A 23963-nucleotide genomic window follows, 5' to 3' on the forward strand; every position below is an offset into this window, starting at 1 on the left:
TGCAGTCTAAAGGCTCAACGATTAAGCGGTGCAACAAAACGGCTTTTGGCCACGCTGCGTACAGCCGGTTCATCGGTGTCGGTCACCACGAACTCGATGGTCTGTGAGCTGCTCTTCGGTCGATCGGCCAGCAGGGCGACTGACACCGGTACATCAACGATCTCGCCCGGGGCCAGGCTCAGCTCGGTTTTACCCTGCAACTGAAAGTCCTCGCTGTCTTGCAACGACACCCGATAGTGCTGCGGCTCTTGGGTCTTGTTGATGATTTTAAGGCTGTAGATGTTCTCGATCTGGCCCTGGCTGTTCTCGCGGAACAGGCCCCGGTCCTTGATCACGTCCAGCGAGACCATCGTGCGCTGGTTCAGGGCCACCACCAGCGCCCCGATCATCACGACCAGCACCACGGCGTAGCCGATCAGGCGAGGGCGCGCCAGATGGGTTTTGCCGCCTTGCAGCTCGTGCTCGGAGGTATAGCGCACCAAGCCCGGGGCATAACCCATTTTCTCCATCACCGAATCACAGGCATCGATACAGGCTGCGCAACCGATGCATTCCATCTGCAAGCCATCGCGGATATCGATCCCGGTCGGGCATACCTGCACGCACATATAGCAGTCGATGCAATCGCCCAGACCCTCTTGCTTGGGTTCAACCCCGCGTTTGCGCGGACCACGGTTTTCGCCCCGAGCCACGTCATAGGAAATGGCCAGGGTGTCTTTATCGAACATGACGCTCTGGAATCGGGCATACGGGCACATATGCATGCACACCGCTTCTCGCAGCCAACCGGCACTGATGTAAGTGGCACCCGTGAAAAACAGCATCCAGAACAGACTGATGCCCGCTATCTCCAGGGTCAGCAGCTCAGTGGCCAATGGCCGGACCGGCGTGAAGTAGCCGACAAACGTCAGTGCAGTCATTACGCTGATGGCCAGCCACAGTGTGTGCTTGGCGGTACGGCGCAGGATCTTGTTCAGGCGCCAGGGTGCTGCTTGCAGTTTTATGCGCTGGTTTCTGTCACCTTCGGTGATCTTTTCGCACCACATAAACAGCCAGGTCCAACTGCTTTGCGGGCAGGTGTAGCCACACCAGACCCGACCTGCGAAGACGGTGATCGCAAACAGGCCAAAAGCGGCAATGATCAGCAATGCCGACAGCAGGATGAAGTCTTGCGGCCAGAACGTTGCGCCGAAAATATGAAACTTGCTCTCAGACAAATCCCACAGGACCGCCTGCCGACCTTCCCAGTTCAGCCAGACCGTGCCAAAGAACAGCAAAAACAGAAAGCCTGTGCCCACTATTCGCAGAGTGCGGAACAGGCCAGTGAAGCTGCGGGTGTGGATCACGTTGTCGTTGGACTTGTTTTTATTTTTTGTGGCTCTGGGGCGAGAAGCCTCAAATGACTCAAGTATCTGGACGGGAATTTGTTCGCTCATGGTCTTTCGCTCATCAGCCTCCATCAGGCAGGAGCACTATGCCCAGCGAACTGTTTGCATAACAGGCTCAGTTATTTGAATTAAAACCGGATCAGATGCTGTTTTAGGGCTGCCTGCGACAATGTGCTGCACCTGGGTCAATGCCCCGTTGTCATTGACTTTGTGCGCCTGTAACCCAGGTGCGTTGAGCACAGTGTGATCGAGGTCAAGCAAATCACCGAATCACGCAAGTAAGGCTTTAGTGTGGGTGAAATGTGCATGTGTCTTGCATTGGTAACGGCAGTGACGCCCATGGGCCTTATTAACCTCGGACTGGATGTTCGGGTGACCTTAAAGCAACACATTGCACGGTTAATGTGCGAAAAGAGTGCATTCGGCCGTGTTCTGCGCCCAGTACTTGATGTGCGTCACGGGTTATTCATGAATGGATACAGATTGTCTGACAACAGCTAGTCTTTGCTCTGTCTGTGAGTCTCAGGACACAGCTCAAGTCGATGGCTATAACGCGTGCTGGGTCAGACGTAACCTTTACCGGATGGAGAACAGCATGATGTCGAGCAAGCAAACGGGTAAAGGTAAAGACTCGTTGTTACCCGCAGACTCGGATATCGAGGCGTTGACACGGGCAGAGCACCCCGATCCGTTTTCGGTGTTGGGCCCTCACGCAGATGGCGAGGGCGGGCAGTATATTCGGGCATTTCTGCCGGGAGCGGTGAGTGTCAACGTGCTGGCCCGTGACGACGGTCAAGTGCTCGGCAGCCTTGAGGATTCTCAGGTGGCCGGTCTATATGTCGGACATTTCGCGCATACCCGGCCGTATGTGCTGCAGGTTGATTGGGGCGACGCTGTGCAAATCAGCGAAGATCCCTACAGTTTTGGCCCATTGCAGGGTGAAATGGATCTGTACCTGTTTGCCGAAGGCAATCATCGTGACTTGAGCAGTTGTTTCGGCGCGCAGCTGACCCACGTTGACGGTGTACACGGGGTGCGCTTTGCGGTGTGGGCACCCAATGCCCGGCGGGTGTCGGTAGTGGGCGATTTCAACGGCTGGGACGGCCGTCGTCACCCCATGCGCCTGCGCCATCCGAGTGGAGTGTGGGAGTTGTTTGTTCCCCGCCTGCAAGCGGGGGAGGCGTACAAATATGAAATTCTGGGCGAGCAGGGGATCTTGCCGCTCAAGGCCGACCCTGTGGCGCTGGCCACACAGCTACCGCCTGATACCGCATCAAAGGTAGCTTCACCCCTGACCATCGACTGGCAGGACGGTGACTGGATGCAGGCCCGTGCGCAGCTCCAGCGTCACGATGCGCCGCTGTCCATCTACGAATTGCATGTGGGCTCGTGGCAGTGTGAGGTCGATGATGTCGGCGAGGTCGAGCGTCAGTACACCTGGCCTGAGCTGGCGGATCGCCTTATTCCCTATGTGCAGCAATTGGGTTTCACCCACATCGAGCTGATGCCGATCATGGAGCATCCGTTTGGCGGCTCCTGGGGTTATCAGCCCCTGTCGCAGTTTGCCCCCACAGCCCGCTACGGCTCGCCCGACGATTTTGCTGCGTTCGTCAATGCCTGCCATGTAGCCGGTATTGGGGTGATTCTGGACTGGGTACCGGCACACTTTCCTAACGATACCCACGGGCTGGCGCAATTTGACGGCACCGCGTTGTATGAATACGCCAACCCCCTTGAGGGGTTTCATCAAGACTGGAATACCCTGATTTACAACCTGGGTCGCACCGAAGTGCATGGCTTTATGCTGGCGTCGGCCCTGCACTGGCTCAAGCACTTCCATATTGACGGCCTGCGGGTCGATGCCGTGGCGTCCATGTTGTACCGCGACTATTCGCGCAAATCAGGGGAGTGGGTGCCCAACCGTCATGGTGGCCGGGAAAACCTCGAAGCCATCGAGTTTTTGCGCCACCTCAACGACGTGGTTGCCCACGAAGTCCCGGGCGCTCTGGTGATTGCAGAAGAGTCCACGGCCTGGCCGGGTGTCAGTCAAAGCACCGATCAGGGCGGTCTGGGTTTTTCGTATAAATGGAACATGGGCTGGATGCACGACTCGCTGCATTACATTCAGCAGGACCCGGTATACCGCGCCCACCATCACAATGAGTTGAGTTTTGGGCTGGTGTACGCCTGGACCGAGCGTTTTATCCTGCCGATTTCCCACGATGAAGTGGTGCATGGCAAGCACTCCCTGATCGACAAAATGCCCGGTGATCGCTGGCAAAAGTTCGCCAATTTACGGGCGTACCTGAGCTTTATGTGGGCTCATCCGGGCAAGAAACTACTCTTTATGGGCTGCGAGTTCGGCCAGTGGCGCGAATGGAATCATGATCAGCAACTGGACTGGTATTTGCTGCAGTACCCCGAGCACCGGGGTGTACAGAAGCTGGTGAGCGACTTGAACCGCCTGTACCGCGAGCAACCTGCGCTGCATGATCAGGACGACGTTGCGCAAGGGTTCCAGTGGCTGATCGGCGATGACGCCGTCAACAGTGTTTACGCCTGGCTGCGCTGGAGCAAGGATGGCTCGCCATTGCTGGTGGTGACCAACTTTACCCCGGTACCCCGCGAGGGCTACCGCATCGGCGTGCCGTTTGCCGGCACCTGGCAAGAAGTGATCAACAGTGATTCCGCCTCCTATGCAGGTTCTGACTACGGGAATGGCGGCGGGGTGGTGACCGATGAACTGCCCAGCCATGGGCAGAGTGTGTCCTTGGCATTGAATCTGCCGCCGTTGGGGGTGTTGATACTGCGGCCGGTGATCGCGTAGATCAAAAGCACCCTCACCCTCACCCTCCGGGAGAGGGTGAGGGCATGGCGGGCGCCTCGGTATTACAAATGCACCTCAACCGCCAGTGGTAAATGATCCGATAAATGCGTCCACGGCTTGTTGCCGAGGATTTTTGGATTGTGACTGGTTGCATTGCGCAAGTAGATGCGGTCCAGACGCAGCAGTGGCCAGCGCGCCGGATAGGTTTTGGCCAGTTGCCCGTGATGACGCTCAAACACTTCGTGCAGGTCGTCTCGTTGGCGCAGGGCGGCATTGCCTTGCTGCTTCCAGTCGTTAAAGTCCCCGGCAATGATGACCGGTTCTTCGGGCGGCAGGGATTTGAGCAACTGGTTAAGCAGCACGATCTGTAGCTGGCGATGGCTTTCCAGCAGGCTCAAATGCACGCATATGGCGTGCACATTGGTGTGGCCCGGTACGTCCAGTACGCAATGCAACAGACCGCGCCGTTCGGGACCTGTGATGGACACATCGAGATTGCGCGAAGCCTTGATCGGGTATTTGGACAGCAAGGCATTACCGTGATGGCCGTCTGGGTACACGGCGTTGCGGCCGTAGGCGAAGTCGCTCCACATGCTGTCGGCGAGAAACTCGTATTGCGAGGTTGCTGGCCAGTCTTCGTAGCGCGATGCGTGTTTGTCATGCTCGCCCAGCACTTCCTGCAAGAACACCAGGTCGGCACCGGTACTGCGCACTGCCTCGCGCAGCTCGGGGAGGATAAAGCGACGGTTGAAGACGGTAAATCCCTTGTGCGTATTGACCGTCAGGACCTTGAGTTGATGGACAGCAGCAGCTGTTGCCGTAGTGGCAGATAAAAGTGTATTGCCGACAACATCTTCAGTGGGCATGGTCACTCCTCTGTCAGGGGCAGTTTTGAGCGGCAAGCTCAAGGGTGTAGTTTGCCGCTTTTCATGGGGGTGGACTTGATGTTTATCAATACATTTACGACACCTCGGTATGTTGCAGTTCAAACAGCACCAGCGAGCGTCCGGTGACCTCGTAGGGCTTGTTGAACGGCAGGTGCTGGGGGCCTTTGATGGTCGGGTCCGTGGTGTCGAGCTTGCATGACCAACTGATGCCGTGGGGGACTTTGGGCAAGTTGAAGCTGATCGGGTCGTGGTTCGCATTCACGACGATCAGCAATGAAGCGTCTGCTCCGGCCCGTTGTACTCCGGACACCTGGGCCCGGCCATCCAGCAGCATGCCCAGGCACCGGGCCTGACCGTCCTGCCACTGCTCGGTCGTCATCTCGGTGCCATCGGGTGCCAACCAGGTGACGTCTTTTACCCCCGGGGTATCGCTGGAGTGACCCACCAAAAACAGGCCGCGCCGCAAGATGGGGTATTGCAGGCGTAACTTGATCAGGCGTTTGACAAACGCCAGCAGCGATTTACCGGTCTTGTCCAGTTCCCAGTTGATCCAGCCGATTTCGCTGTCCTGGCAGTAGGCGTTGTTGTTGCCGTGTTGGGTGCGGGCGAACTCGTCGCCGGCTACCAGCATCGGCGTGCCTTGGGCCAGGAGCAGGGTGGCCATGAAGTTGCGCATCTGGCGCTGACGCAGCGCATTGATTTCGGGATCGTCGGTGGGGCCTTCCACCCCGTGGTTCCACGAAATGTTGTTGTTGCTGCCGTCCTGATTGTTCTCTTCGTTGGCTTCGTTGTGCTTGTCGTTGTACGACACCAGATCGTGCAAGGTGAAGCCGTCATGGGCGGTAATGAAATTGACCGAGCTGTAGGGCCTGCGACCACGATGATTGAACAGGTCGGCAGAGCCGGTCATGCGTCCGGCAAAGTCGGCCAACTGGCCTTCGTCGCCTTTCCAGAAGGCGCGCACGGTGTCGCGAAAGCGGTCGTTCCACTCCGCCCAGCCAGGCGGGAAACCCCCGACCTGATAGCCCCCGGGCCCGCAGTCCCAGGGTTCAGCAATCATTTTGACCCGGCGCAACAGCGGGTCCTGGCGGCAGGCCACCAAAAAACTGTGACGTTCGTTAAAGCCGTCGTGATAACGCCCCAGAATGGTTGCCAGGTCGAAGCGGAAGCCGTCAACGTGCATTTCCCGGGCCCAGTAGCGCAGCGAGTCGGTGACCATCTGCAAGACGCACGGGTGGCTCAGGTCCAGGGTGTTGCCGGTGCCCGAATCATTGATGTAATAACGTTTATCCTCGGGCATCAACCGGTAGTACGAGGCGTTGTCGATGCCGCGCATGGACAGGGTCGGGCCTTGCTCGTTGCCTTCGGCGGTGTGGTTGTAGACCACATCCAGAATTACCTCCAGCCCGGCCTTGTGCAGGCGCGCGACCATTTCCTTGAACTCGGCGATCTTGCCGCTGGCCAGATAACGCGGGTCCGGGGCGAAAAAGGCGATGCTGTTGTAACCCCAATAATTGGTCATGCCTTTTTGCAGCAGGTGCTGGTCGTTGACGAATGCGTGTACCGGCAACAACTCGACGCTGGTGACGCCCAGGCCGGTGATGTGTTCGACCACTTCATCGACCATCAACCCGGCAAAGGTGCCCCGTACCGCATCTGGTACGGCGGGGTGGCGCATGCTGATGCCGCGTACGTGGGCCTCGTAGAAGAGGGTGCGGTCCCAGGGCACGCTGAGTCGGTGGTCGTGGCCCCAGGTGTGCGCCGGGTCGATCACCTTGCACTTGGGCACAAATGGCGCGCTGTCACGCTCATCAAAACTCAGATCGGCATCCGGATGGCCGATGGTGTAGCCAAACAGGGCTTCTGACCATTTGAGTTCTCCCACAAGCTGCTTGGCGTAAGGGTCAATCAGCAATTTATGGTGGTTGAAGCGATGGCCGTTTTCCGGTTCGTAGGGACCATACACGCGGTAGCCATAAACTTGCCCGGGGTGGGCGTCTGGCAGGTAGCCGTGAAAGGTCTCGTCGGTGTATTCGGGCAGCTCGATACGCTCCAGCTCAACTTCACCGTTAGCGTCGAACAGGCACAGTTCAACTTTGGTGGCGTTGGCTGAAAACAGGGCGAAGTTGACGCCCAGTCCATCCCAGGTGGCGCCCAGGGGGAAGGGCAGTCCTTCGCGGATGCGCAAAGTGTCGCCAGTGGGCGGTGCTGACGTGTGTTTACTCATGACCTGCTCCTGCGTATTAAGGACTTGAGGGATAGGTGGCCTGTAGGCGCTGGCTTGCCCGCTATTCAACTACCTCGATTCAACTCGTTCCCGGGTTGAATCAATCGCGGGCAGGCTCGCTCCCACACGTTGGAAACCTGTGCTCAAGACGAGGCAGGTTTGCGCGGTGCCCGGGGTTTTTTCTCGGCGCCAGGCTTGGGTGCTGCCTTGGCCTTGCCAGCCTTTGGTTCGGCTTTGGACGGGGACAGGGCTTGTGCCTGGGCCAGCTTGTGAGCCATGTCCCAATGGCGTGCCTCCTGGCCCTCGGGGCGACCCTCGGATTCCCAGATCTGATAGGCAAATTCACGAATGTGTTTGTCGTCGTTACTCATGGCGAAGCTCCTTGACTCATGGGTGAATTATCGGTCTCTTTCGTGGGCTTGCTGGCGGGCGCAGGCCAGCAATTCGAAGCGTTGCGTTGCATCAATTGCGTCCAGCAACGTATTGCAATCGCCCGGCATTCGGCGCCGCCAGTTGGGGTGGCCGCTGACGGTGCCAGGCAAATTGGCTTGCTCCTCAAGACCCAAAGCATCCTCGATCGGCAGCAACACCAGCGGCGCACGGGTGTGCCCCAGAAAACGGATGCTGGCGTCCAGTGTCGGGGCGTTGCCTTGGGCTTCTTCCTGAAAGTTCTGCGGGTCCTGGCGCAAGGCCCGGTCCAGGCCTTCGCACTCGCGTTGACGATTTTCGCGCCAGTGGTGGGCGGTAACCGGATCAATCAGGCCCAGGCGTTCATTCCAGTCGATATCGCGTCCGTGCAACCAGCCATTGAGTGTCGGCAGATCATGGGTACTGGTGGTGGCGAGTGCATCGTGCGGCCAATCCAGTATGGGTTTGAAGCGCGCCCCATAGTCTTGCTCGAACAGCAGCACGCGTATGCCCAGGATTGCCCTTTCGCTGAGTTTCTCCCGCAGGCCGTCAGGTACCGTACCGAGGTCCTCTCCGAGGACGATGGCTTGATGGCGCACGGATTCGAGGCATACCAGGCGCAATAGGTCGTCAACCGGGTAATACAGATAAGCCCCCTCGCTGGGCGCTGCGCCCAAGGGAATCACCCATAAGCGTTGCAAGCCCAGTACATGGTCGATGCGCAGCCCACCGGCATGAGCAAAGTTGGCGCGCAACATCTCAATAAAAGCGCGAAAGCCATTGCGCTTGAGGCCTTCAGGCGAAAACGCGGAAATCCCCCAGCCCTGGCCTGCACGGTTCATCTGATCGGGTGGGGCACCCACGGTCAGTTGCGACAACAGTTCGTCCTGGCGACACCAGGCCTGACTGCCCGCACCATCGGCGCCCACGGCCAGGTCGGCGATCAGGCCGATGGCCATGCCGCTGGCCCGAGCGGCAGTTTGTGCGCGGCCCAGGCAGCGATCCATCAACCACTGACAAAACGCGTAATACGCGATGACATTTCGGTGTTCTTCGGCGAAATGCAGCAATGCAGGACTGTCGGGGTTGCGCCATTGCTCCGGCCAGTCGCGCCAGTCCAGGCTGTGATGTTCAGTCACACACAACTCTTGCAACGCTTCGAAACGGCAATGGTTCTCCAGGGCTTCGCCCCCCAGCTCGCGAAAGCGCTTGAAGTCAGCATTGAGCGGGTGTTCGTCCAGGATAAAATCGTTGTAGAGCTGGCGCAGCAATGCTTGTTTGGCCTTGGTTACGGCAGGCCAGTCGATCAGGGGCAGTTGTTCAAGACGCTGCAGTTCATCTCTCAGGCCGGTGGCGTCAATGGCCCGGTTGAGTGCCTCGTGCCCCAGGATGCTGGCGGGAGCGGCGTACAGGCTGTTGAGAAACAAACGGCTGGACGGTGAATAAGGGCTGTAATGCTTGGGTGCACTGCTGAACATGGCGTGCAAGGGGCTGATCGCCAGTGCGTCGGCTCCGCGTTCACCGACGGCCTGCAGCAGGGTTTCCAGCGCCTGGGTATCGCCAAACCCGCCATCCCCGTGGCGATGCAGCGAGTACAGCTGAACGCTCACCCCCCATGCTCGCGGGGCGGTTTGATGCAAGGCATCGGCAATACTGAAGCAGTGTGTCGGGGCCACGGCCAGGGTGAACTGCTGATCGTCCAGTTGTACCCGGTGGTAGCCGACGGGAATCATGCCCGGCAGTACGGCGTCAGCATCCAGCTGGATCGGCAGCGAATCACCGTTTTCCAGGTGCACGATGCACTGGCTATGGGGGTGGAAATAACGTGACAAGTCCAGGGCCTTGCCGACGTCTGCGGTCAGCAAGGGCGGCAGACGTTTGTTCTGTTGCTCCAGTTGCAAGTTCAGCAAGCTGGTTTCAATGGCTTCGGCGCTGTCGGCGGGTAATCCCAGACCCGCCAGAATGGCTTCCAGTACCTGGGGTGTAACCCTTTGTGGTTGGCCGTTGGCATCAATCCAGTCAACGGCCAGGCCGGCTCGGCCGGCGAGTACTTCGAGTTGCGCTTCGCTCATTGGCGGGCTCCCTTGGCGATAAACGGTCGGGCGTCAGGCAGATCCGCGGGTTGCATGACTCATGGCTTCACGGAGCGAAGCAATGACTTGGCTACCAGTTGTTCATAAAGCTCGGCGTAGGGTTCAACGGCCTTGCACCAGTTAAATGGGGCGGCCATTGCGCGGCAGCGCATGGCGTTGAACAGTGCCGGGTAACTGAAAACTTTGAACGCCCGTTTCAAGGCTTGCTCGTAACTGGCTACGGTGGACTCATCGAACAAGAAGCCGGTGACGCCATTCTCGATGGTGTCGGCCAGTCCGCCGGTGTTGCGAGCCACGGGCAGAGAGCCGAAGCGTTGTGCATACATTTGGCTCAACCCGCAAGGCTCGTAGCGCGAGGGCATCAGCAGGAAATCACTGCCCGCGAACATGCGCCGGGCATCGGTTTCATTGAAGCCGATGCGCACCCCGATCTGCCCCGGAAAGCGCAAGGCCAGTTCGCGCATGGTTTGCTCCTCTTCGGGCTCGCCGCGGCCGATGATGCAGATCTGACCACCGTTGGCCACGATAAAAGCCGCCACGGCTTCTGTCAGGTCCAGGCCTTTTTGGTACACCAGACGCGAAACCACGGCGAACAGGGGGCCCTTGGACGGTTTCAGGCCGAACAGGGTGCGCACATGGGCGGTGTTCAAGGCCCTTGCCTCCCAGTCACCGATGCCGAACGGGGCAACCAGATGGGGGTCGGTCGTGGCTTCCCAGCTTTCATCGATGCCATTGGGAATGCCGCTCAGCAACCCTTGCTGGGTTTTACTGGCCAAAAAGCCATCCAGCCCGCATCCAAAGGCCGGGGTGGTGATTTCGGCAGCATAGGTGGCGCTGACGGTGGTGATATGGCTCGCGTAGGCCATGCCCGCCTTCAGGAACGACAACTTGCCATAAAACTCCATGCCGTCCTGCTGCAGGGCATGCTGCGGAATGCCCAGCTCCGGGCAGCAGGCGCGGCTGAATACGCCCTGATAGGCCAGGTTATGGATGGTAAAGAGTGTGGGCGTACGTTGGCCGCGCCAATGCATATAAGCAGGCGCCAGCCCGGCGGGCCAGTCGTGGGCGTGGACCAGATCGGGTTGCCAGTGAATTTGCGCCAGGTTGGCCGCAATATCGGCTGCGGCCAGGCCAAGGCGAGCGAAGCGAATATGGTTGTCAGGCCAGTCGCGTCCGTTATTGGCGCCGTAGGGAGTGCCTTCGCGCTCATACAGTTCCGGGCAAATCAGCACATAGATGACCAGCCCGTCCTTCAAGTCCATGCGGCCGATCTTGCAGGCGGGCAGGGCAGCATGGCCGCCGAGTTCACCGATGATATGAATCGGGTTGTCGCTGTTGAGTACTTGCGGGTAGCCCGGGATCAATACACGCACATCATGCAAGTGACGCATGGCCCGCGGCAGGGCGGCCGACACATCCCCCAGACCGCCTGTTTTAACCAGATCGGCCAGTTCGGAAGTGACAAACAGCACTTTCTTCTTGTTGGGATTGGCACTCGCCAGCGGCAGCTCGGGCCTCCCCGCAGGGGCCAGGTCTGGCAGAGACAACAGCTCACTCACAACTTGCGGGGTCAGACGTTCTTCTTGATGTGGCGCAGCCGCACTGATCATGAATTTCTCCCGTTATATTTATTGATCCACTGACGGCCACCCGGCCGGTACTTCCCCACTTGCGATTGGCCCTGTCATCCAGGGCATAAATGCTCAAAAGATGATTAAGGCACTGCAAGGAATGCACCAATAGCGGCAACCCAGCCTTAGGTAGACCTATCACGGGTGAAGAAAATTCGATTGTCTGATTACGGCAGTTAGACGCCGTAGACACGACAGCGTTGAGTGTAGGAGAGATACTTCAAGGTGTTAGGTATATGAGATGTTTTTTTGTAGGACAAAGATAATTATCGCGTAGGAAAAATATCTATCACGGGATGTGTGTCACTGTTATTTCAGTGCCGGGTGATGCGTCGCTTCTTTGTTGTCGCTGCCGAGGAACGAAGGCTGCGAGCTCTTGATCGTGCGAACGGGACAATAAAGCTCGCAGCCTTCGTTCCTCGGCAGCGACTACAGGTCACTTAACGCTCCAGAGGATTTCAAAAAAGCACGGGGCGCACCATTGCGGTGCGCTGCGTGCTGAAATCTCAGTTGCCGGGATACTCGGCCACAACCTGATCACTGCCATCGTTGCGCAAGCCGATCACCTGATACGCGTCCTTGCGGTCACCCATTTCCATACCCGGCGAACCCATAGGCATGCCCGGTACCGCAATCCCCTTGAGGTCATTGCGCTTGGTCAATGCCACCACTTGTTCGGCCGGGACATGGCCTTCAACAAATTTGCCGTTGATCACCCCGGTATGGCATGAAGCCAGGCGCGGCTGGACACCGAGGCGCTGCTTGACACTGCTCATGTCGGCTTCCACATGGTCATTGACCTTGAAGCCATTGGTTTCAAGGTGGGAGATCCAGGCTTTGCAGCAGCCACAGTTGGCATCGCGGTGCACATCAATGGTCAGTTGTTCGGCGGCCTGAGCCAGCGAGGACAACAGCAGGGCCGAGAGTGCGACAAGGCGCAAAGGGGTTTTCATCGAGTTCCTCAATACGTAAAAAATGTGAGCCTGAGCATTAACGACTGTCAGGTAACTGATGACCAGATGACAATTTTGTCAGGTTGGGGCCACCTTGCTGCGTTTCAAGGCGTCAGTCGCAAGCTTGCACGGATGCCCTGGACCTCGGGCTCGTTGGCTTTGTAGCCGTCTGCCGGGCCTGCGTAGGAAAGGGCGTAGGCGCTGTTGCCCTGAGTGGCGGCCACCAGGGTCTGGGTGATGACGTGGTTGCCGTTCTGGGTGATTTTGCAGGTGGTTTGCAAGGCGTCCAGGCCCCCCAGGGTGCTGCTGTTGATTTTGCTGCAAGCGCTCTGGTATCCGCCTTTGGCGAAGTTTTGCTGCAGGGTTTTGCGCATTTGCAGCAAAACGGCCTCCATATTCACCTTGTGTTCCGGCACCAGGGTCGACTGGGTCAGTTCCATGACCATTTGCGGATCGCCATTGGCATCGTTCTTCACGGCCCGTTGGCGCACGCTGCTGTCGCCGGGCTCAGGGGTGACGGTTTGAATCTCCCAGCCTGCGGGCCAGGTAATCGTCAGACCGTCGGCATGGGCCACTGGCAACGCAACAAGCAGGCATAAACCGATAAAAGCGGGGAAACGGCGGGCAAAGTGCATAGGTCTCGGGCCTTTTTGACGGGTTTTTAACAGCAATAGTGTATCAATAGGTGTCGATCTCTTGCTTTGCAGCGTGACATCATTTTCGACCATTGCTCAGCTAAACCTTTGCTTCTTATGTCTAATCCCGGACAATCGCGCCCCTCTTATGGCCGGGGCGATGTCAGCAAGGTGTTTCTTGTCCGCTCCGGCTGCGTGGTAACGACCGGCTAGCGGAGATTCGACCGGATGAATGACCAGGCTAACAGCGTCGACGAACGCTTCGACGAGACCCCTGCGACTCTCAGTCGCTGGAATCGTCATGACACCACCTGGATGCTGGGCCTGTTCGGCACAGCGATTGGCGCAGGTACCTTGTTCTTGCCAATCAATGCAGGGCTTGGCGGCTTTTGGCCGTTATTGATCCTGGCGCTGCTGGCGTTCCCGATGACCTTTTACGCTCACCGTGGCTTGACCCGCTTCGTACTCTCCGGGCGCGAAGGCTCAGATATCACTGACGTGGTTGAAGAGCATTTTGGCCTGCGCGCCGGCGCAGTGATCACATTGCTGTACTTCCTGGCGATTTTTCCGATTTTGCTGATTTACAGCGTAGCGCTGACCAACACAGTTGGCAGCTTTATGCTCAATCAAATGCATATCACGCCTCCGCCACGGGCAATTCTGGCGCTGGTTCTGATTCTGGGCTTGCTGATTGTGGTGCGCTGCGGCGAACAAGTGATCGTCAAGGCCATGAGCATGATGGTCTACCCGTTTATTGTCGCGTTGCTGTTTTTGGCCGTGTTTCTGATTCCGCACTGGAACGGCGGCATTCTGAGTACCGCGACCACGCTGCCTGCACCTTCTGCATTGCTGCACACCTTATGGCTGGCCATCCCGGTGATGGTGTTCTCCTTTAACCACTCGCCCATTATCTCGGCGTTCGCCGTTGATCAGAAGCGCCGCTATGGTGCCAATGCCGATGAGCGCAGCTCGCAGATCCTGTCCCGCGCCCACCTGCTGATGGTGGTGATGGTGCTGTTCTTCGTGTTCAGCTGTGTACTCACGCTGTCGCCGGAGCAACTGCTTGAGGCCAAGACGCAGAACCTGTCGATTCTGTCCTACCTGGCCAACCACTTCAGCAACCCGACCATCGCTTTTGCTGCGCCGCTGATTGCGTTTGTGGCCATTGCCAAGTCGTTCCTGGGCCACTACATCGGCGCCAGTGAAGGCCTTAAAGGCCTGGTACTGAAAACCGGCAAGCGCCCTGCAGCGAAAAACCTCGACCGCATGACTGCCGCGTTCATGCTGGTGGTGTGCTGGGCGGTGGCAACGCTGAACCCAAGCATCCTGCGCATGATCGAAACCATGGGCGGGCCGGTGATTGCAGCCATCCTGTTCCTGATGCCGATGTACGCGATTCGCCGTATTCCAGCCATGCGCCAGTATTCGGGGCAGATCTCCAACGTCTTCGTGACGGTTGTTGGCCTGATCGCGATTTCGTCGCTGGTGTACTCGCTTATCCCTTGATCCTTGCCCCAGTCGCCGCCGTTCTGTGCGGCGACATTGCATGATTGCCCTCGCAAGCCGCCCAAGGCTTGAGTCTGGCCAGTACTGCGAATATGATTGCGACCCATTCCTATTCGCAGTGTGCTGACAGCACGTCCCGAGGGTTCCCGTGTCGCCATCCCCGTCGAACCCACCGTTGCTGCATGCAGACGTGCATAGCCTTTATAGCGATCACCACGGTTGGCTGGTGAACTGGCTGCGGCGGCGTTTGCGTGATACCGACAATGCTGCCGACATGGCACAAGACACCTTCCTTTATGTATTGGGCAAACCGGAGCAGGTTGCGCAGTTGCGTGAGCCGCGTGCCTGGTTGAGCAGCATCGCCAAGGGTTTGTTGATTGACCGCTTTCGCCGCCAGAAAGTCGAGCAGGCTTATCTGCAAGCCATTGCGCACTTGCCCGAGCAGGAGATGCCGGCTCCCGAAGAGCGTTTGATCCTCCTGGAAACCCTGACCCGAATCGATGCGCTGCTCGATGGGTTGAAACCTGCGGTGCGAACTGCTTTTTTGCTTTCGCGCCTTGAAGGGCTTGGCTATCAGGCGATTGCCGAGCGCCTTGGGGTTAGTCTGAGTTCGATTGAAAAGTACATGGCCACGGCCATCCGCCATTGCTTTGTCGCGCGTCACACCCTGTGAGCGGTAGCCCCACGCAGGTCGAATTTGCGCCCCATGTGCTCGATCAGGCCATTGACTGGCTGGTGAAAACCCAATCCGGCGCGGCTGAACCGCAAGTGTTTGCCGCGTGCAAGCAATGGCGCGCCGCCGACGCCAGCCACGAAGCTGCCTGGCAAGCCCTGCAACTGACCGAGACGACCTTGCGTCAGGCCTCGGCACTCTCCGGTCGTGTGGCACTGGACACCCTGGCCGGCAGTGGCCGCCTGCGCTCGCGCCGTCAGACGCTCAAAGTATTGGGGTTGAGCATGCTGGGCGTCGGGGCTGGGGGGGTGGCGATCCAGCAGCAACCGTGGCGTACGTTTGGCGCCGACTATGCCACTGGTGTGGGTGAGCGGCGATTGTTCAATCTGGTGGATGGCACGGATTTGCAGCTCAATACCGACAGTTCTGCTGATGTGCTGTTCACGGAGCAACAGCGGCTGGTGGTGTTGCGCAGTGGTGAGATTTTTGTCCGCACGGGCCAGGACCCGATTTCTGTCAGCGGTCGCCGACCGTTTTGGGTTCATACCCGTGAGGCTCGATTGCAGGCCATCGGCACGGCATTCGACGTGCGTCAGGAATCCGGGCGTACCCGGCTGCTGGTCGAGGAGGGGGTGGTGGCGATTCACATGCCTGATGCCCGACCAGTACTGGTGCAGGCCGGGGGCGAGTATTTGATCAACGCCCGTTCGGCGCAACCGCAGCCGGCGTCTGGGTTCACGACCAGTGGCTGGGCAAGCGGTGTGCTGGTGGCCAGGCAGATGCGTTTGCAGGACCTGGCGCAAGAGCTCGCGCGCTATCGCCACGGCTGGTTGCAGTGCGATCCGGCGGTCAGAGACCTGCGGGTGTCCGGGGTGTTTCAGCTCGAGGGTATCGACCATGCGCTGGAAAGCCTGAGCCAGTCGCTGCCAGTTCGAATTGAGCACAGGACACGGTTCTGGACGAGGATTGTGGCGGCGTAGGCAATCGTACCTGGGTGCTGCTGAAGGATTTTGTGCAAGCCGTTTTTTGCCGAGTTTACAAATACGAATAATTATCAAATTTCTTTGCGGGTTTTCGCGTGTCCTTCGACAGATAGGCATAAGACTTATTTATTGCAGGAGCCCCGCGCCAATGTCCCGTGTTTATCGCAACCCTTCATTGCCTTCCCGCAGCCGCCTGGCCTTGGCCTTGCAAACCGTGTTACTGGGCGGCGCAATGCTGGCGGCCACGCAACCGTTCTCGCTGGCCAGCGCCGCCCCCATCAGTGCCCAACGCAGTTTCGACGTGCCAGCCAGTGATCTGGAAGCGTCGTTAAACCGCTTTGCCCAGCAGGCCAATATTTCCCTGCCTTATGATCCGAGCCTGGTCAGAAACAAGCAGGCGCCGGCACTCAAGGGGCGTTTCGATGTGGCGCAGGGCTTGCAGAACTTGCTAAAAGGCAGTGGCCTGACGGCCACTGAAGGCGCCAATGGCGTCTGGATACTGTATCCGTTGAGCTCGGACGGTGCGCAATTGCAACTGCAAGCCACTAGTGTCACAGGGCTGGGGTTAGGCGGCACCACAGAGGGCAGCAATTCCTACACAACCGGTGAAACCAGTACGGCGACCAAGCTGCCTCTTTCGCTGCGCGAAACACCGCAATCTGTCACGGTAATTACCCGCCAGCAGATGACCGATCAGGGGTTGGGGAGTATCGCTCAAGTACTGGCGCAAACCCCTGGTATCACCGTGATGCATGACGACAGCGAGCGGTACAACTTCTATTCCCGTGGTTTTACCCTGGACAACTTTCAGTACGACGGCGTACCGACCTCGGATTTCACCACCAACACCAATGGCCTGGGCATGCGTGACATGGCTATTTACGACCGTGTAGAGGTGGTGCGCGGCGCCACCGGTCTGATGAGTGGCGTGGGCAGCCCATCGGGCGCGGTGAATCTGGTGCGCAAACGTCCGACCAAGGAGTTTCAGGGGTATGCATCGGGCAGCGGCGGTTCGTGGGACCGTTATCGCACCGAACTGGACCTGTCCGGGCCGCTCACTGAAAACGGTGCGGTACGTGGTCGTATGGTTGCAGCTCGCGAAGAGGGTCGTTCTTTCATCGATCGCTACTCCTCTGACAAGGACGTGTTTTATGGCATCGCCGAAGCAGATTTGAGCGATGACACCACCGCTTATGCCGGTATCGACTATCAGCGGATTAACTCCAACGGCTCAAGTTTTGGCCAATTACCGCTGTATTACAGCGATGGCAGCCGAACCCATTTCAGCCGCTCGATGAATCCAGCAGCCAAGTGGGCCTATGCCGACAGCGAAAGCACCAAATACTTCGCAGGGGTTGAGCAACGTTTTGACAACGACTGGCTGCTTAAAGTCGAGGCCAGTCACTGGAAGGGCAATACCGAGCAGTTGCAGGGGAATCTGGTGGGGTGGGGACCTTTCCCCGATAAAGCCACGGGTCAAGCTCAATTCATGAGCGGTACCAAAACCTTCGAGATCAAGACCGATACCCTGGATGCCTATGCGACCGGGCCATTCGAGCTTTTGGGTCGGACCCATGAACTGGTGGTGGGGATGAATGTCAGCGATGGTCGTACGGACTATCTGGCAATGAATGCGGATGACCTGACCGTCAATTATGAGAACTGGAACAATGACGCGCCGCGTCCTACGGACTTGAGCCGGGGTCTGAAGCAAAAGTACAAGACCAAAGAGTCGGCGGCTTACGGAGCGTTGCGTTTCAAGCCTACAGATGATCTGTCGGTGATCCTGGGCACCCGAGTGGTGAACTACGATCGCAAGGGAACAATGACGTATAACGCGGCGCAAACTACTCCGACGACCGATAACAGCAAAAAAACCGGAAAAATGATCCCTTATGCAGGGATCGTCTATGACCTGAGCGAAAGCCACTCGGTCTATGCCAGCTATACCGACATCTTTACTCCCCAAAGCTACTTCGATCGCGACAACAAAGTGCTCGCCCCCGTGACCGGGCAAAGCTACGAAACAGGCTTGAAGTCGGAGTATTTTGGCGGTGCCCTGAACACCAGTTTTGCCCTGTTTCTGATCAAGCAGGACAACTACGCCGAATACGACGGTATGCGCGCCGATGGCCAGGATGCCTACAAAGCAGTCAGTGGCACCAAGACCAAAGGCTTTGAGGCTGAAATTTCCGGCGAAGTCATGAGCGGCTGGCAATTGCTGGCGGGTTACACCTACGCCCAGCCACGGGACAAGGAGGGCAAGCGGATCAACAGTAATCACCCCGAGCAATTGTTCAAACTGGCCACCAACTATCAGCTGTCCGGTGATCTTAAGGATCTGAACGTGGGCGGCAACCTGACGTGGCAAGGCTCGACCTACAGCGAGCTCGACTCATCGATCAAAGCTGATGCCAAGGAAGGCAGCTTCGCGGTGGTCGGCTTGATGGCCCGCTATGACATCACTCAAGACTTGAGTGCCTCGGTCAATCTGAACAACGTATTCGATCGTGAATACCTTAGCGGGTATGGCTTGTATTCAACCTATTACTACGGCGACCCGCGCAACCTGATGCTGGGCATGAAGTACCGTTTCTGACGACTGTTTCGTCTTGCAGGGGCGCGGCGTCGACCAGACTCAGCGCCACAAATTTGCGGACAAGGCCCAGCGATTTCATCGCCAGCGTGCCGTGTGTCACTTGTGCCTTTATCACTGGCAAGGGGCCTTAACCGGCGCGGCGAGCGTGACATCATCGCCGTGGACGATCTAACCGATGGCGACAAGTGCCGCAATCTCGCGGACTGCGATATCGCCGATTACGTTGGCAAGAGTGAATTCGTTCAGCGCTTTGCCAGCCATCAACTGGGCGAAGTGCGTGCGGTGTTGCATCAGGGCGCCTGCTCCAGCACGGTGGAAAATGACGGGCGGTTGATGATGGACAACCACTACCGTTACAGCTGCGATGTGCTGAGGACCGACCGCCCCTGAGCGTCGAAACTGCCATGCTGGAGGGTGTCATGCGCTACTGCGAATTCCCGCTGGGGCTCAAGCACAAGTATCAGGTTTACACCTGTGCGGACCTCACACAGTTACGCGAGGCGGGTTATTGCGAACCGATGATGGGATTGGAGGAGGGGGGCAACGGTATTGTGCAGGGCTTCTTGTGGGAGCGAGCCTGCTCGCTCCCACAGTTGAAAGGTTATTTACCTGACAGCAGCGCCTCAAGTTTTTCCTGGTCGCGAGCGAACTGACGAATGCCTTCAGCCAGTTTCTCGGTGGCCATTGCATCTTCGTTCGAGGCCCAGCGGAATTGCGCTTCGTTCAGTATCAGGCGCGGTTCGCCTGCGTGGCCAGGGACAAGTTTGCGTTCCAGCTGGCCGTCGTCCAGTGCCAGTTTTTCCAGCAGGTCGGGGCTGATGGTCAGGCGGTCGCAGCCGGCCAGTTGCTCGATCTGGTTGAGGTTGCGGAAGCTGGCGCCCATCACCACGGTGTTGTAGGCATTGGCTTTGTAGTAGTTGTAGATACGGGTTACGGACTGCACGCCCGGATCATCGGAGCCGGTGTAGTCAACGCCGGTGGACTTCTTGTACCAGTCGTAAATCCGACCTACGAACGGCGAGATCAGGAATACCCCGGCATCGGCACAGGCAGCGGCCTGGGCGAACGAGAACAACAGGGTCAGGTTGGTTTGAATGCCGTCCTTTTCCAGTTTCTCTGCCGCGCGGATGCCTTCCCAGGTCGAGGCGAGCTTGATCAGCACGCGGTCGCGGCCTACACCGGCCTTGTCGTAAAGCTCGATCAACTGGTGGGCTTTTTTCAGCAGGGCGGGTTCGTCAAACGACAGGCGGGCGTCGACTTCAGTCGAAATACGGCCCGGTATCACTTTCAAGATACCGCTACCTACCGATACCGCGAAATGATCGCAAGCCAGGCCCACATCACCTTTGGCGTGGCTGATGGCGTTTTTCAGCAGTTCGGCATAGCCGGGCATTGCTGCAGCCTTGAGCAGCAGCGACGGGTTGGTGGTTGCATCCACAGGTTTGAGACGGGTAATCGCGTCGAGGTCGCCGGTGTCTGCGACCACGGTGGTGAACTGCTTGAGTTGTTCCAGCTTGGAAGTCATGAGCGTCTCTGTCGAAAAGGTATTAATGGCGTACAGATTGATTGCGTCGGCGATCATTAGTTCGTTGAACGGTGAGTGGCAGAATGCCGCTGAACACCTTCTCAGTGCAACCAATCGTGCAGATTTAATCTGTCGCAGTGCCATTACCTTAACGTCAAATCTCCATCTTGCTCCACCCTGGCTTGCACGGCTCTGGCTCGCAGATCTGCACCGCATTGACGGTTTTGCCGGTGGCGAGTTCAACCCTGCGTGCCACCTCCGGGTCGTCGGCAAACGGGATCAGGCTGGCTTCGTCGATGTCTTTCTCGGTTTTGTGCTTCAAGCACCAGCTGACGGCGCAGTAAATACTGATCACAGCGCAGCTGTTGAGGGCTATTTCGAGCATGTGCAACGCTCCTTGCTGGAGGGCAAGCGCAAGCCTTGTGGCCTGCGCTGCAAAGGGATCAAGCAATCCGGGCGGCCAGTTCGGCCTGTTTGAGGTTGGCCACTCGCACCGTGCGCCATACGTTCCAGGCCATGAGCAACATGCCGCACAGGAAGAACAGCCCGCCCACCAGGCGTACGACAAAGCCCGGGTGACTGGCCTGTAAAGACTCGACAAACGAGTAGGTCAGGGTGCCGTCATCGTTGATCGCCCGCCACATCAGGCCCTGGGTGATGCCGTTGACCCACATCGAGGCGATGTAGAGCACGGTACCGATGGTAGCCAGCCAGAAGTGCAGGTTGATCAGCGCGATGCTGTGCATCTGCTCGCGGCCGAAGATTTTCGGGATCATGTGGTACAGCGCCCCGAAGGTAATCATCGCCACCCAGCCCAAAGCCCCGGCGTGTACGTGGCCGATGGTCCAGTCGGTGTAATGGGAGAGGGCGTTGACGGTCTTGATCGCCATCATCGGGCCCTCGAAGGTCGACATGCCGTAGAAGGCCAGCGACAGCACCAGAAAGCGCAGGATCGGGTCGGTACGCAACTTATGCCAGGCCCCCGACAGGGTCATCATGCCGTTGATCATGCCGCCCCAGCTCGGTGCCAGCAGGATGATCGACATTGCCATGCCCAGCGATTGCGCCCAGTCCGGCAAGGCGGTGTAGTGCAAGTGGTGAGGGCCTGCCCAGATATAGAGCGTGATCAGTGCCCAGAAATGGACGATGGACAGGCGATAAGAGTAAATCGGCTTGCCGACTTGCTTGGGTACGAAGTAGTACATCATTCCGAGAAAGCCGGTTGTCAGGAAGAAACCTACGGCGTTGTGCCCATACCACCACTGCACCATGGCATCGGTGGCGCCGGAGTAGACCGGATATGACTTGAACCAGTCCACAGGAATGGCCAGGTGATTGACCACATGGAGCATGGCAATCACCAGAATAAACGCGCCGAAAAACCAGTTGCCAACATAGATGTGCTTTGTTTTTCGTCGAACCACTGTGGTGAAGAAGACGATGGCGTAGGCCACCCAGACCACGGTCATCCAGACGGCGCCGGTGAACTCGATTTCGGCGTATTCCTTGGTCGTGGTGTAGCCCAGGGGCAGGGTGACCAGCATGATCACGATCACTGACTGCCAGCCCCAAAAAGTGAAGGCAGCGAGCTTGTCGGAGAACAGCCGCACGCCGCAGGTGCGCTGTACGGCGTAATAGCTGGCGGCAAATTGGGCGCTGCCGGCAAAACCGAAAATTACCAGGCTGGTGTGCAATGGACGCAGGCGGCCGAAGGTGGTCCAGGGCAGGTCGAGGTTCATTTGCGGCCAGGCCAGTTGTGAGGCGATCCATACGCCCATGGCCATGCCGACTACCCCCCACACCACAGTCATGATGGCGAATTGGCGGACGACCTTATAGTTATAGGCCTGCCCGTTTTGTGCTGTGCTCATGCTCAAGTCTTCCACGGTTCAAAGTCCTGCCAGGCCTCGTGGTCTGGCGCAGGGTGAACTTTAGGAAGCTTGAGTAAAACAAGACAGATTCAGAAAATCAGAATTTATGCGGATCAGATTATTTGTTTTGTTTAATGGGTTTTTTTCAAAACTGATCTGGTTTTTAAGGTTTTTTTGATATTGATTTTTAACTGAACTGTAGGGTGCAGCTCTCTGTTTAATGTTTGCTCCAGCACATTCATCGACGGATACAACCTGGTTCTGCGGCGATTCTCCAAGGCTTGGCTATACCTATATGGGCGCGTTCCTACGGTCGCCCCCCCACAGGAGTTACAGAATGAAGCTTGGTTTAATGATCGGTACGTTGTGCGTCGCCTCGATCGCGATGGTCGGTTGTGCGAGCAAGGTCCAGCAGCCGGACGAATACTCCGGTTTTCTAAAGGATTACAGCCACCTTAAAGAGGCCAAGTCGCCCTCTGGTGCTGAAGTGATGCGTTGGGTAGACCCAAACCTGAAGGTGAACGAGTACACAAGCGTGTACATCGAGCCGACTCAGCTGTACCCGGCACCCAAGCCGACGGAGAAAATCCCGCAAAGTACGTTGAACGGAATCACCAACTACTACGATCAGGCCCTTAAACGTGAACTGAGCAAATCATTGCCATTGGCCAGTGCCCCTGGTCCGGGTGTGATTGTGGTGCGGGCAGCCATCACCGCAGTCAGCAGCGAGACCGCGAGCCTGGCGCCTTATGAATATATTCCGGTAGCGCTGGTGGCAGCGGCGGTGAGCACGGCGTCGGGCATCCGCGATCAGGATACCGAACTGGCTACCGAAGCCGTCTTTATCGACGGGCAAAGCCAGGATGTGGTGGCCCAGGTCGTGCGCAAAGGCACTGGCAAGCCGTTGGCGAACAGCAGCCAGGCCATGAAGGCCGATGATGTGAAGAATGTCATCGATACCTGGGCTGCGGACTTGCACCAGTCGTATCTGAAACTGAAAAAGTAATTGCACCCGGTGGTGCCTCAGTGGGGGCGAGCACGCTCGCTACCACTGGCGTGTTCGTCAGTTTTGGCAGAAGTGCATGAAGGGTTGTGGGAATATTCTTTTTGTAATGAGAGGCGTGAGATTTTATGCTCAGGCCGTAGGTCGTCCGCCTGATTCATGTTTAACTTCGGCCTCTTCAAAAACTGTTAAGAAGGACATCGTTCATGGCTCAAGTGACGCTTAAAGGCAACCCTGTTCAAGTCAACGGCGAACTGCCTGCAGTAGGTTCCAAGGCGCCAGCGTTTTCGCTGGTTGCAGGTAATTTGTCCGACGTAACACTGGCGAGCTTTGCTGGTAAGCGTAAAGTGCTGAACATCTTCCCAAGCGTTGACACCCCGACGTGTGCGACCTCCGTGCGTACGTTCAACGCTCAGGCCAACGAACTGGCCAATACCGTGGTGCTGTGCATCTCGGCTGACCTGCCATTCGCTCAGGCCCGCTTCTGCGGCGCCGAAGGCCTTGAAAACGTGCAAAACCTGTCGACCCTGCGCGGTCGCGAGTTCATCGAGAACTACGGCGTTGCAATCGCTGATGGCCCGCTGGCTGGCCTGACTGCGCGCGCGGTCGTGGTTCTGGACGAAAACGACAACGTGCTGCACAGCGAACTGGTAAAAGAAATCGCTGAAGAGCCGAACTACGAAGCAGCCCTGGCTGTTTTGAAGTAAGTCGTACCGCTAGACCCAAAACGGCCTGGCACCGAGAGGTGCCAGGC

18 protein-coding genes and 1 pseudogene are annotated in these 23963 nt (G+C 57.8%); 8 read left to right on the forward strand and 11 right to left on the reverse strand.

Annotated features, from left to right (window positions below; genetic code table 11):
• Positions 1 to 14: 14 nt before the first annotated feature.
• Positions 15 to 1436, reverse strand: a complete 1422-nt coding sequence (gene ccoG / locus TU76_RS14990; protein WP_019828930.1) for a cytochrome c oxidase accessory protein CcoG — start codon at positions 1434 to 1436, stop codon at positions 15 to 17.
• A gap of 547 nt (positions 1437 to 1983) precedes the next feature.
• On the opposite strand from ccoG, the gene glgB reads away from it, so the two are divergent.
• The gene (glgB, locus tag TU76_RS14995) at positions 1984 to 4215 is read left to right on the forward strand and encodes a 1,4-alpha-glucan branching protein GlgB (RefSeq protein ID WP_048351973.1); all 2232 of its coding nucleotides are present in this window, start codon (positions 1984 to 1986) and stop codon (positions 4213 to 4215) included.
• 62 nt (positions 4216 to 4277) lie between these two features.
• Here glgB and TU76_RS15000 read toward each other — a convergent pair whose 3' ends face one another.
• The 7 genes from TU76_RS15000 to TU76_RS15030 all read right to left on the reverse strand — a co-directional run bounded on the left by TU76_RS15000 (position 4278) and on the right by TU76_RS15030 (position 13049).
• Positions 4278 to 5081: an endonuclease/exonuclease/phosphatase family protein gene (locus TU76_RS15000; RefSeq protein ID WP_019828932.1), complete on the reverse strand. Its 804-nt coding sequence runs from the start codon at positions 5079 to 5081 to the stop codon at positions 4278 to 4280.
• 94 nt (positions 5082 to 5175) lie between these two features.
• Positions 5176 to 7329: a glycogen debranching protein GlgX gene (gene glgX / locus TU76_RS15005; protein ID WP_046809775.1), complete on the reverse strand. Its 2154-nt coding sequence runs from the start codon at positions 7327 to 7329 to the stop codon at positions 5176 to 5178.
• 143 nt (positions 7330 to 7472) lie between these two features.
• On the reverse strand, positions 7473 to 7700 hold the full coding sequence (locus TU76_RS15010; RefSeq protein ID WP_046809774.1) for a DUF2934 domain-containing protein: 228 nt from the start codon (positions 7698 to 7700) through the stop codon (positions 7473 to 7475).
• A gap of 27 nt (positions 7701 to 7727) precedes the next feature.
• Positions 7728 to 9809 carry a 4-alpha-glucanotransferase gene (malQ, locus tag TU76_RS15015; protein ID WP_048351974.1) on the reverse strand — a complete coding sequence of 694 codons (2082 nt, stop codon included), beginning with the start codon at positions 9807 to 9809 and terminating at the stop codon, positions 7728 to 7730.
• 59 nt (positions 9810 to 9868) lie between these two features.
• Entirely contained in the window at positions 9869 to 11440 is a 1572-nt protein-coding gene (gene glgA, locus TU76_RS15020; protein WP_019828936.1) for a glycogen synthase GlgA, read from the reverse strand.
• A gap of 527 nt (positions 11441 to 11967) precedes the next feature.
• Positions 11968 to 12414 (reverse strand): DUF411 domain-containing protein, encoded by a 447-nt coding sequence (locus TU76_RS15025; RefSeq protein WP_037032823.1) that lies wholly within the window; start codon positions 12412 to 12414, stop codon positions 11968 to 11970.
• Positions 12415 to 12518: 104 nt separating this feature from the next.
• On the reverse strand, positions 12519 to 13049 hold the full coding sequence (locus tag TU76_RS15030; protein ID WP_048351975.1) for a DUF4946 domain-containing protein: 531 nt from the start codon (positions 13047 to 13049) through the stop codon (positions 12519 to 12521).
• A gap of 228 nt (positions 13050 to 13277) precedes the next feature.
• Between TU76_RS15030 and TU76_RS15035 the strand changes: the two genes are divergently transcribed.
• From TU76_RS15035 to TU76_RS25635, 5 genes and pseudogenes are all read left to right on the forward strand, one after another.
• Positions 13278 to 14555 carry a serine/threonine transporter gene (locus TU76_RS15035; protein ID WP_046809771.1) on the forward strand — a complete coding sequence of 426 codons (1278 nt, stop codon included), beginning with the start codon at positions 13278 to 13280 and terminating at the stop codon, positions 14553 to 14555.
• Between the two features lie 148 nt (positions 14556 to 14703).
• Positions 14704 to 15228, forward strand: coding sequence for a sigma-70 family RNA polymerase sigma factor (locus tag TU76_RS15040; RefSeq protein WP_037032778.1), 525 nt, complete (start codon positions 14704 to 14706; stop codon positions 15226 to 15228).
• A complete protein-coding gene (locus TU76_RS15045) occupies positions 15225 to 16208 on the forward strand; it encodes a FecR domain-containing protein (protein WP_048351976.1) in 984 nt (327 codons plus the stop codon). The genes TU76_RS15040 and TU76_RS15045 overlap by 4 nt, the downstream gene beginning before the upstream one ends.
• Positions 16209 to 16359: 151 nt before the next feature.
• Positions 16360 to 18810 (forward strand): TonB-dependent siderophore receptor, encoded by a 2451-nt coding sequence (locus tag TU76_RS15050; protein ID WP_048351977.1) that lies wholly within the window; start codon positions 16360 to 16362, stop codon positions 18808 to 18810.
• A gap of 72 nt (positions 18811 to 18882) precedes the next feature.
• Positions 18883 to 19182, forward strand: a pseudogene (locus TU76_RS25635) (hypothetical protein); the annotation flags it as partial.
• Between the two features lie 229 nt (positions 19183 to 19411).
• On the opposite strand, the gene tal reads toward TU76_RS25635, so the two are convergent.
• From tal to ccoN, 3 genes are all read right to left on the reverse strand, one after another.
• Complete coding sequence (gene tal, locus TU76_RS15060; RefSeq protein ID WP_019828946.1) at positions 19412 to 20335, reverse strand: transaldolase; 924 nt, start codon at positions 20333 to 20335, stop codon at positions 19412 to 19414.
• Positions 20336 to 20489: 154 nt separating this feature from the next.
• Positions 20490 to 20720: a hypothetical protein gene (locus TU76_RS15065; RefSeq protein WP_048351979.1), complete on the reverse strand. Its 231-nt coding sequence runs from the start codon at positions 20718 to 20720 to the stop codon at positions 20490 to 20492.
• 58 nt (positions 20721 to 20778) lie between these two features.
• Positions 20779 to 22206, reverse strand: coding sequence for a cytochrome-c oxidase, cbb3-type subunit I (gene ccoN, locus TU76_RS15070; RefSeq protein ID WP_019828948.1), 1428 nt, complete (start codon positions 22204 to 22206; stop codon positions 20779 to 20781).
• Between the two features lie 337 nt (positions 22207 to 22543).
• Here ccoN and TU76_RS15075 point away from each other — a divergent pair, with 337 nt between their 5' ends.
• Together TU76_RS15075 and tpx are read left to right on the forward strand one after the other, a co-directional pair.
• A complete protein-coding gene (locus TU76_RS15075; protein ID WP_048351980.1) occupies positions 22544 to 23212 on the forward strand; it encodes a DUF3313 domain-containing protein in 669 nt (222 codons plus the stop codon).
• Between the two features lie 203 nt (positions 23213 to 23415).
• Positions 23416 to 23916 carry a thiol peroxidase gene (gene tpx / locus TU76_RS15080; protein WP_019828950.1) on the forward strand — a complete coding sequence of 167 codons (501 nt, stop codon included), beginning with the start codon at positions 23416 to 23418 and terminating at the stop codon, positions 23914 to 23916.
• Positions 23917 to 23963 lie beyond the last annotated feature (47 nt).

It is taken from the genome of Pseudomonas psychrophila, assembly GCF_001043005.1.
Taxonomy (GTDB): Bacteria; Pseudomonadota; Gammaproteobacteria; order Pseudomonadales; family Pseudomonadaceae; genus Aquipseudomonas; species Aquipseudomonas psychrophila.